Genomic DNA, 9,135 nt, shown 5'->3' on the forward strand with positions numbered 1-9,135 from the left:
CCACACTTTGTTGACTTATTCAGATTTTATTTATTTTTTGTCGTCTTCAACATCTTCAAAATCTGCATCGACAACATCATCATCTTTTTTTGGCTCTTCAGCTTGAGCGCCACCTTGAGCGCCTGCAGCTTGAGCTTGTTCAGCATATGCCTTTTGAGCAATTGGTGAGAACACTTCTTCTAGAGCTTTTGTTTTAGCATCAATTGCTTCTTTATCATCGCCTTTCACTACAGATTCTAGATCTTTACAAGCTTCTTCTACTTTCTCTTTTTCTTCTGCAGTTACTTTATCTCCTAACTCAGCTAGAGCCTTTCTAGAGCTATGAATTAAGTTATCTGCTGTATTTCTTGCAGATACTAACTCATGGAACTTTTTATCTGACTCGGCATTAGCTTCAGCATCTTGTACCATTTTTTCGATATCCTCTTCAGATAATCCACTAGATGATTTAATTACTATATTTTGCTCTTTACCAGTAGCTTTATCTTTAGCAGATACATTTAAGATACCATTAGCATCTATATCAAAAGTAACCTCAATTTGTGGCATACCACGTGGAGCTGGTGGAATATCTGCTAAGTCAAATCTGCCTAAAGATTTATTTGCAGAAGCCATTTCACGCTCACCCTGAAGCACATGTATAGTTACTGCAGGTTGGTTATCTTCAGCAGTAGAAAATGCTTGCGACTTCTTAGTAGGAATCGTAGTATTTCTCTCAATAAGCTTAGTCATAACACCACCCATAGTCTCAATACCTAAAGAAAGTGGAGTCACGTCTAGTAAAAGCACATCTTTAACGTCGCCCGCTAATACACCACCTTGAATAGCTGCACCAACTGCTACAGCTTCATCAGGGTTTACATCTTTACGTGGCTCTTTACCAAAAAACTCTTTTACTTTCTCTTGTACCAGAGGCATACGAGTTTGTCCACCAACCAATAGCACCTCAGTAATATCAGACTTACTTAAACCTGCGTCCTCAAGAGCTTTTTTACAAGGCTCTAAAGATCTGATTACTAAGTCAGAAACTAAAGACTCAAACTTAGCTCTAGTCACTTTAATATTTAAGTGCTTAGGTCCTGTAGCATCTGCTGTGATGTAAGGTAAGTTAACATCAGTTTGTTGAGCTGATGATAGTTCAACCTTAGCTTTTTCAGCAGCTTCTCTTACTCTTTGTAAAGCAAGCTTATCATTATGAAGATCTATACCTTGCTCTTTTTTAAACTCATCAATTAAGTAGTTCATTAAGGCAACGTCAAAATCTTCACCACCTAAGAAAGTATCACCATTTGTTGATAATACTTCGATTTGGTTATCGCCATCAACATCAGCAATCTCGATAATAGAGATATCAAATGTACCACCACCTAGGTCATATACCGCTACAGTTTGCTCACCTTTCTTAGACTCTACACCATACGCTAGCGCAGCAGCTGTTGGCTCGTTAATAATTCTTTTAACTTCAAGACCTGCAATTTTACCAGCATCTTTTGTTGCTTGTCTTTGACTATCATTAAAATAAGCAGGTACTGTAATCACAGCTTCTGTAACTGGTTCACCTAAATAATCTTCTGCTGTTTTTTTCATCTTTCTTAGAACTTCAGCAGATACTTGTGGTGGAGCCATTTTCTTGCCATCTTTAGTAGCAACCCATGCATCACCATTGTCAGCTTTAACTACTGCATAAGGCACTTTCTTTTTAATATCATCTTGAACAGCTTTATCATCACATTTGCGACCAATCAGTCTTTTGATAGCAAAGAATGTATTATCAGGGTTAGTTACCGCCTGTCTTTTAGCTGCCTGACCCACTAATATTTCACCACTATCAGTATACGCAACAACTGAAGGTGTAGTTCTATGACCTTCAGCATTTTCTATAACTTTAGCACTCTTACCATCCATGATAGCAAGACAAGAGTTAGTAGTTCCTAAATCTATTCCTATAATTTTTCCCATGAAAACTCTCCTGTATTATTTTGATTTTATTTTTAAACTTTTTTCAATCTCGACTTATAGATGGGTATCTCTATTAGCTTTTCAAGTATTTTTTTAATTTTTTACTATAACCACTTTAGCTGCTCTAACTACACGACCATTTAGCATATAACCTTTTTGAAATACATCAAAAATGATATTATCTTCAAGTTCTGGGTTAGGGATCATAGCCATTGCTTCATGAACATTTGGATCAAACTTCTCACCTTTTGGATCTAACTCTTCTAGACCATTTTTCTTAAGTGTATCTACAAGCATTTTAGAAGTTAATTCTATACCTTCCTTCATAGCAACAGCCTCTTCAAGTTTAACCTCATGCTTTAATGCTTGCTCAATACTATCAATTACTGGCAAAAGCTCTTTGGCAAACTTTTCTACACCAAACTTGCGTGCATTAGAAATATCCCTTTCAGCTCTTTTATGAATATTTTCCATCTCCGCTCTAGCTCTTAAAGCTTCATCTTTGAAAGAATCACAAGTTTTTTCTAACTCTTTGATTGTATCTTTTGCTCTTTCTAACTGTTCTTCTGCAGATAATTCTTCTACAGCTTTACTAGTAGAATCTTGATCTATCTCATGCTCATTATCTAAGACCTGATCTTCAATATTATTTTTTTCTTCTTTACTCATAAAACAACCTTTTATTTTAATCTTGTTAATACTACAATTTGTTAGATGTTTTATACATAGTGATTGTTTTTGTATTTTCAAGAAATTATTGGCATTTTTTTATATGAATATTAGAAAAATAAAAGAGAATTTAAAAAAAATAAGCTTTATTGCACTCTTTATTCTTGTAAGTAGTTGCACAAATGTAACTGCTCAAAGCTATTTATCAAAAAAATATTCAGATAAAGTTGATTATAAAAAAACTAGTTTCAAGGATCTAAATAATTGGGACACTAGCGATCTACTTATATCTTTTGATACCTTTAAAAAGTCATGTATAAAAATAGTTGATAAAAATAAACCTGAATATGCAAATTGGATAAATATTTGCCATAAGGCGATGGATACTAAAATAGAAACAAAAGATCAAGCAAAGACTTTTTTTGAACAAAACTTCACTCCATACCAAATAATATATAAGAGTAAAGATACTGGAACATTCACAGGATACTACGAACCTACCATAAAAGGTAGCCTAGTAAAAACTCTACAATACACTGTACCTATTTATAGAACACCTGATGACTTAGTCAAACGTCCCAAAGGCGATGATAGTTTTTCTTTTGGTAGATATAAAGATGGCAAATTTGTCCCTTATTACACGCGCGCAGAAATATCAAATGGTAACCTACTAACCAAAAAAGATGTATTGGTATGGGTTAAATCAAAAATTGATAGAACCTTTTTGCAAATACAAGGCTCAGGAAGGATCGAGACTGATAGTGGTGATATCTTAGTTGGTTACGATAGTCAAAATGGACATGAGTATAAACCTATAGGAAGATATCTACTTGATAATGGCTACATGAGTAGAGATGAAATGTCAATGCAAGCAATTAAAGCTTGGCTAAACAAAAATAAAGACAAAATTGATGATGTTCTGAATTATGATCCGTCTTTTGTATTCTTTAGATATGTAGATCGCAAAAATGCAGTTGGTGCTCAGGATGTTGAATTAACCCCTGGTTATTCCCTGGCTATTGATGACAGATACTATCTATATGGAGTTCCTCTTTGGCTAGAAACTGATTACTACGAAGATAATCATCATGACACTAAATCTCTTGATCGATTAATGATAGCTCAAGATACGGGAGGTGCGATTCGAGGACCTATTCGAGGTGATGTATTCTGGGGACATGGCCAACAAGCTGAATTCAACGCTGGACATATGAATAATCAAGGTAAACTATGGATTCTGTTACCAAATGAATAACACTAAACATTTTAACACTATTATCATTGGTGCTGGAATTTCTGGCATATCCCTAGCACAAAAGCTATCTCAATCAAATATAGACCACGGTCTATTTGAGCCAAATAAAATCGGAGGATGCATAGACTCACAGAAATATAAAGATTTTTGGCTTGAAATGGGCGCACATACAATATATAACTCTTACAACGAGACTATAGATTATATTCGCAACAACTCTCTCAAGCAGAACATCCAGCCAAGAAGAAAAGCCCCATTCCTATTTGTACAACCTAACAACAAAATTCAAAGTATTTTCACCAATATAAATCCTTTTGTAGCCGCATTTAGTTTCTTAAAAAATAGAAATATCTCAAAAGAAGATAAAACTGTTAGCGAATATGCAATAAAGCTATTTGGCAAAAAAAATTACGACAAAACATTAAAATTTTGTTTTGATGCTGTACTATCTCAAAATAGCCAAAACTTCCCCGTGGAATACTTGTTTAAAAAATATGATAGAGATATCTCTCTACCTCGAAGTTTTACATTCAAAAATGGTTTGTCTGAACTATTTACCAATCAAAAACAAACTGTTATCAAAGAAAAAATTATCAAGATTTCAAAACAAGATACATGGATAGTTGAAACAGACAATGCTAATAGTTATCACTGTGATAACTTATGCATTGCAACACCATGGAATATAACGGAGTCTTTGCTAAAAGATATACTACCAAACATAGCAAAACATCAATACAGACCTATCATGTCAATTCTAACAAGTATAGGAATTGTTGCAAATAAAAAATCATTAAAACATATTAAAAATATTGCTGGCTTAATAGGTAAAGACCAGTTCTTTTACTCAGCTGTCTCTCGTGATGTTGTTGATAATCCAAGCTATAGAGCTATAGTATTTCATTGTAAAGATAATTATTCTCAAAAAGAGTTAATGCATAAAATAACAAAGCTTTTGAATATAACTGAGGAAGATATTCTTCATACCTATATAAAACAAAACACATTACCCTGCTATCATCGTAATCATCATATTTTCCTACAAGATTTAGAAAAAGAGCTTTTAGAAATACCTAACTTATATATTACTGGCAATTTTTTTGATAGATTAGCAATTGAAAACTGTATTAGAAGATCAAGCAAAGAAGCCAGTAGACTAATCAAATCTCCCTAAATAAACTGGCTCAAATATACTTAATTCTAGGAGCATAATTCAATGATAAAAACTCTTGCAGTTAATAACTACCGCTCATTACTAAATCTAGTAATACCTCTATCACAACTAAATATTATAACTGGTGCTAATGCAAGCGGTAAGTCAAATCTTTATAAAGCTTTGAGACTACTAGCAGAAACAGCTCAAGGTGGTGTGGTAAACTCACTTGCTAAAGAAGGTGGACTAACCACAACACTCTGGGCAGGCCCTGAAAAAATTTCCAAAGAAATGCGTGAGGGTAAAGCTCCAATACAAGGAGGACCTAAACAAAAAGAGCCTCGTCTACGCCTAGGATTTAGTGATGAAACATTTGGCTATACGATTTCTCTCGGCTATCCCGGCCCGCTAACTGCAACTTCTTTTTCTCTAGATGCTGAAATCAAACGTGAAACAATTTGGGCGGGCGAAACCTATAAACATCCAAGCGCTCTAGTTGATAGGATAGTCATATTATAAAAGTCCGAGAGCAAAAACAATGGCAGGTCATCGAGCAACACTGTCCTAACTATGAAAGTATTTTTACTCAAGCTTGTATATAGATAAAACACCCGAAATTGTAGCCTCGCGTGAGAAAATCAAACAATGGCGTTTTTATGATCATTTTCGCACAGATATTGACACTCCAGCACGAGCTAATCAATTAGGTACTCTTACAACAGTACTAAGTCATGATGACCACGATCTTACTTCAGCATTACAGACAATTATTGATATTGGTGACCGCCAAGCCTTAAATGAAGCTATTGAAGATGCTTTCCCAGGTAGTAGTCTAAATATCAAAAAACATTCTGATGGGCAATTCATCACAGAACTAAGTCAACATGGGCTATTACGCCCATTATCAGCTCGTGAATTCTCTGATGGAACGTTGCGATACTTATTGTTAGCAGCTGCTCTATTTACCCCAAGACCTCCAGAACTTATGGTTCTAAACGAGCCTGAGACAAGCCTACATTCTGACTTGATAGCACCGCTTGCAAGATTGATTGCTAAAGCATCTACTAAAACTCAAATTTGGGTTATCTCACACTCTAAAGAACTGATAGAATGTCTACAACAACTACCAAATCACAACCTAATTGAGATAGAAAAAGAGCTATGACAAACCAAAGTTATTGGTCAAAATCTTCTAAATACTCCAAATTGGAGGTGGCCAGATACAAAATAACTCATACTATAAATTTTCTTCATTAATTTTATTTGCTTATCTTACGTAGACAGTGTACTATATAGACTGCTTAAATTTTTAAAGTACGGCGAGCTTTATAGGTTTGCATAATTAAGAATTTTTTGCAAAAACTGAGTAATTGACAACAATAAATAAAGGAAAAAAGATGAAAACGTTTACTGCAAAACCATCAGATATCAAAAGACAATGGCTTTTGATTGATGCTACAGATAAAACTTTAGGTCGTCTAGCTACTGAAGTAGCAATGATCCTAAGAGGTAAAAACAAGCCAGAATATACTCCTTCTATGGACACTGGTGATTATGTTGTTATCATCAATGCTGAAAAAATAGCTGTAACTGGTAACAAAAGAAAAGACAAAATTTACCACCACCACACTGGATATATTGGCGGTATCAAATCAATCTCTTTTGAGAAGCTAATTGCAACTCATCCAGAAAGAGCTATTGAAAAAGCTGTTAAAGGTATGCTTCCTAGAACTCCACTAGGACGTGCTATGTACAAAAAGTTAAAAGTTTATGCTGGTGAAAATCACCCACATACAGCTCAACAACCTCAAGCTCACAATATTTAATAAAGGATGGTGAAAATGTCAGAATATAATTATGGTACAGGTCGTCGCAAAAGTTCTGTAGCTCGTGTATTTATGAAAAAAGGTACTGGTCAATTTATCGTTAATGGTCTTCCATTAGAGCAGTATTTATGTCGTGAAACAGATTGTATGGTTGTAAAACAGCCTTTAGAATTGACTAACAACACTGAAAACTTTGACTTCAAAGTAACAGTAAAAGGTGGTGGTACTACTGGTCAAGCTGGTGCTATACGTTTAGGTGTTACTAGAGCTCTTATAGAGTTTGATGAAGATTTAAAACCTGCTCTTCGTGAAGCAGGCTTTGTGACTCGTGATCCACGTAAAGTTGAGCGTAAGAAGTTTGGTCTTAGAAAAGCTCGTAGAAGAAGACAATTCTCTAAGCGTTAATTCGTATTTATTACCTTTCTATTATTCTTTTTATTTTTATCACTAGGAGGATAAAATCTTGTTATTGTATACAAAAAAGGATGATATCTATAGCGACATAGTTCGTATAATTCTTCTTATTAAAGGAGCTAATGCGAAGATTATAGATGTTTCTAAAGAAGAAAACTCAAAACACTTAGAAGAACTAAATATAATAACACCTAATGGCAATATCCCTACGCTTAGTACTGATGATTTTGCTGTTTATAGACTAAGTGTTATTATAGAAGCTATAGAAGATTTATATCCTTTTCCTCCAATGTTCCCAGTTTTTCCAAAGCAAAGAGCTAATGCAAGAATATTATTAGAATATGTTAATAAAACATTTCTACAAAATATCATAAAATTGCAAGACTCAAATTTGGCAGAAGAAGAAGCATCTGAGATAAAAGTGAAAATGCAAAAAGATATTATTAGCACTTATAAAACAATTGTCAGTGAAAGAGAGATAAGTGCAGAAAGTAATCCAGATGCACAAAACATCAATGTTTTAACTCTTATTATTACTTTTGTTTTTTATTACTTTATTAAACTTAAGATTTCAATTCCTACAAAAGATAACAACATTATCAAAGAAATCAAAGAGCTTTTGAGTGAAGCTAATTTTATAAAAACGATTAAAGCATAAGGAGCTTGATATGGCTATGCTTAGAGCATATGTAGTCAAAGCCACATACAACTGGCTAGTTGATCACGGATTTACACCATATATTTTGGTTGATACTGAGTATGAGGGTGTAGTCGTACCTAACAACTATATTGATGAAGATAACAAAATACTACTAGACTTGTCTCCTCAAGCTATACAAAACTCAGATATTGGTGATAACCATATTAGCTTTGATGCTACTTTTGATGGTGAACCAATATCCATTAATATTCCTATAGAGTCTGTTTTAGAAGTTTTTTCTAAAGAAACTGAGCAAGGAATGTATGCTCGTGAATTTGGTTACGGAATCAATATTAATGAAGGCGAAGATGATGAGACTGTTAATCCTAAGAAAATAGGCGAAGCAAACTCAGGCAATGTTCTTTCTCTAGATTAATCTTTTCTTTTATCATTATCTACTATACGCTCTAGATTAATAATTATCTCATCTAGCTGCTTAGTGAAAATATCTAAATCTTTATTATCAATATGTCCTAAAGATTTTTGCCAATTTATATTTATAAAATCTTGAGTCCTAACTGAAAACTCCTTTCCTAACTATGTTAAAGTAAAACGTACAACTCTCTTATCTTGTGAATCAATGTAACGTTGCAATAATTTTTTAGATACTAAACTATTAATAGCTCTAGTAATACTCTGAGGCTCACATCTCATATATTTTGATATATCTGACTTTGAAGGTTTATTTAGTGATAAAGTAGCTAGTAAAACAATAGACTCTGTGTAGGTAAAATTTCTTTGCTCCAAATAATTCATGAATATTTTATACCATAAGGCATTAATTCTTCTCCATTGTTGACTCAAATTTGTAAATTTATCTAGTAACATAAAAGATATATATTTTTACCTATAATTATATGAAGCATTGCGTTATATTTCAACCAGTGATAATATGTCTTCGTAATTATCTAACTAGTCTTAAAATATGATCACATTAAATCAAAAACAAATATTACTTGACAAAGCTATCATGCAACAGAAATAACCTTTTTTTATAAAAAATATTGATGCAAATATATTTATATAAATCATAAATTTATATTTTACAAATTTGTAATCGAAAATAATATGACCCAATGTAAATTCATACCGCCCACAACAGAAGAACGATATATCATATCTGATATTCATGGACTTATCATGAGAGATAAAACAATTA

General features: G+C 33.3%; 9 protein-coding genes and 1 pseudogene. 7 read left to right on the plus strand and 3 right to left on the minus strand.

The annotated features are described in order from the left end of the window. Positions 1-30: 30 nt before the first annotated feature. On the minus strand, positions 31-1,959 hold the full coding sequence (gene dnaK / locus F8C69_RS01700; RefSeq protein WP_159183945.1) for a molecular chaperone DnaK: 1,929 nt from the start codon (positions 1,957-1,959) through the stop codon (positions 31-33). 93 nt (positions 1,960-2,052) lie between these two features. Further along, entirely contained in the window at positions 2,053-2,628 is a 576-nt protein-coding gene (gene grpE / locus F8C69_RS01705; RefSeq protein WP_159183946.1) for a nucleotide exchange factor GrpE, read from the minus strand. Between the two features lie 103 nt (positions 2,629-2,731). On the opposite strand from grpE, the gene mltA reads away from it, so the two are divergent. The 7 genes and pseudogenes from mltA to mglB all read left to right on the plus strand — a co-directional run bounded on the left by mltA (position 2,732) and on the right by mglB (position 8,352). Further along, positions 2,732-3,883: a murein transglycosylase A gene (mltA, locus tag F8C69_RS01710; RefSeq protein WP_159183947.1), complete on the plus strand. Its 1,152-nt coding sequence runs from the start codon at positions 2,732-2,734 to the stop codon at positions 3,881-3,883. After that, the gene (locus F8C69_RS01715; RefSeq protein ID WP_159183948.1) at positions 3,876-5,057 is read left to right on the plus strand and encodes an NAD(P)-binding protein; all 1,182 of its coding nucleotides are present in this window, start codon (positions 3,876-3,878) and stop codon (positions 5,055-5,057) included. The genes mltA and F8C69_RS01715 overlap by 8 nt, the downstream gene beginning before the upstream one ends. Before the next feature lie 42 nt (positions 5,058-5,099). Then, positions 5,100-6,267, plus strand: a pseudogene (locus F8C69_RS11155) (AAA family ATPase). 166 nt (positions 6,268-6,433) lie between these two features. After that, a complete protein-coding gene (gene rplM, locus F8C69_RS01725; protein ID WP_014714547.1) occupies positions 6,434-6,862 on the plus strand; it encodes a 50S ribosomal protein L13 in 429 nt (142 codons plus the stop codon). A 15-nt stretch (positions 6,863-6,877) separates the two neighbouring features. Next, on the plus strand, positions 6,878-7,267 hold the full coding sequence (gene rpsI / locus F8C69_RS01730; RefSeq protein WP_044526548.1) for a 30S ribosomal protein S9: 390 nt from the start codon (positions 6,878-6,880) through the stop codon (positions 7,265-7,267). A gap of 58 nt (positions 7,268-7,325) precedes the next feature. Beyond that, entirely contained in the window at positions 7,326-7,934 is a 609-nt protein-coding gene (mglA, locus tag F8C69_RS01735) for a transcriptional regulator MglA (protein ID WP_159183949.1), read from the plus strand. A 10-nt stretch (positions 7,935-7,944) separates the two neighbouring features. After that, positions 7,945-8,352 carry a transcriptional regulator MglB gene (gene mglB, locus F8C69_RS01740; protein ID WP_159183950.1) on the plus strand — a complete coding sequence of 136 codons (408 nt, stop codon included), beginning with the start codon at positions 7,945-7,947 and terminating at the stop codon, positions 8,350-8,352. A gap of 161 nt (positions 8,353-8,513) precedes the next feature. Here mglB and F8C69_RS10415 read toward each other — a convergent pair whose 3' ends face one another. Further along, a complete protein-coding gene (locus F8C69_RS10415) occupies positions 8,514-8,804 on the minus strand; it encodes a MarR family winged helix-turn-helix transcriptional regulator (protein WP_234384136.1) in 291 nt (96 codons plus the stop codon). Positions 8,805-9,135 lie beyond the last annotated feature (331 nt).

Origin of the sequence: Francisella noatunensis subsp. noatunensis, assembly GCF_009823375.1 — a bacterium.
GTDB lineage: Bacteria > Pseudomonadota > Gammaproteobacteria > Francisellales > Francisellaceae > Francisella > Francisella noatunensis.